This window comes from Plesiomonas sp. (assembly GCF_051650925.1).
GTDB lineage: Bacteria > Pseudomonadota > Gammaproteobacteria > Enterobacterales > CAMTGL01 > Plesiomonas.
The window spans coordinates 1-1,331 of record NZ_JBOFRH010000228.1 but is presented as its reverse complement, the minus strand read 5'-3'; the positions used below and the strand labels follow the sequence as shown (position 1 = coordinate 1,331).

Sequence of the window (1,331 nt, the reverse complement as noted above, 5' to 3'; positions counted from 1 at the left end):
CATGCCGAACTCAGCAGTGAAACGCCGTAGCGCCGATGGTAGTGTGGGGTCTCCCCATGCGAGAGTAGGGAACTGCCAGGCATCAAATAAGTAGAAAGCCCATCCGAAAGGATGGGCTTTTTGCGTTTGGGATTTTGGACGTTTTAGGCTGGGTTACAATATGAACTTGGCTGTTTTTTTGTGTATCTCGCAAAAGAGTTTTTTAAGGCTCTATTTTTAATACATAAAAAACCTGTAAAGACGAAATTAGTTCTTCTGATTGCAATCACGTAGAATAGCCGCATTATTTTCTTCTGAGCCCGATTACGCATGTCATTACCTGAATGGTCCTCACTACAGCCTCATCACACTTTTGGATTACCTGCCAAAGCTCGCTGGATTAACGCGGTGACACAAGTGAGCGACTTGCTGAGTATCACACGATCATCTGCTTATCAGGGGTTACCTTTCTTGGTTTTAGGTGAGGGCAGTAATGTACTGTTTACCGATGATTTTGATGGTGTCGTGATCCTAAACCAGCTCAAGGGTATTGATATTCAAGAAGATGACTCTGCATGGCATCTGCATGTTGCGGCAGGCGAGTCATGGCATGAATTGGTGACGTTCACGCTTGAACAGGGTATGGCTGGAATGGAAAATCTGGCACTGATCCCCGGTTGTTGTGGTTCTGCGCCGATTCAGAATATCGGTGCGTACGGCGTTGAGTTTGAACAGTTGTGTGCGTATGTCGATGTACTTCAGTTAAGCTCCGGCGCTTCACAGCGCTTAAGTAAAGATGAATGTCAGTTCGGTTACCGTGACAGTATCTTTAAACATCAGTATCAGCACGATTATGTGATTACTGCGGTGGGATTACGTTTGCCAAAACAGTGGAAGCCTGTTGCGCATTACGGTGAGCTAGCCAAACTGACAGGTGATGAGCTTACCCCCATGGCTATCTTTACGATGGTTTGTGATATGCGAAAAAGAAAATTGCCAGATCCAAAACAAGAAGGCAATGCTGGGAGTTTTTTTAAAAATCCCCTGATCAGTGCTTCACAAGCTGAGCGGCTACTGGTTGATTTCCCGCACGCACCACTATATTTACAACACTCCGGTGAGTATAAAGTGGCGGCAGGCTGGTTGATTGATCAGTGTGGTTTAAAAGGCTATCAAATTGGTCAGGCTCGCGTTCATCCACATCAGGCCTTAGTTTTGGTTAATACCGGTAATGCCTGCGCACATGATGTTTTATGCCTTGCACAGCATGTTCGTCAGTCGGTATTTGCTCGATTTTCAGTCTGGCTCGATCCTGAAGTGCGTTTTATCGGCCGTTCCGGTGAGGTGAATGC

1 protein-coding gene and 1 rRNA gene are annotated in these 1,331 nt (G+C 46.1%); both read left to right on the top strand.

All coding sequences use genetic code 11. The features are described 5' to 3' along the window. Window positions 1-81 (top strand): 5S ribosomal RNA (rrf, locus tag ACRC27_RS05430); the annotation flags it as partial. Between the two features lie 228 nt (window positions 82-309). After that, window positions 310-1,331 (top strand): UDP-N-acetylmuramate dehydrogenase (murB, locus tag ACRC27_RS05425; protein WP_438639374.1); only part of this gene is annotated, 1,022 nt, incomplete at its 3' end.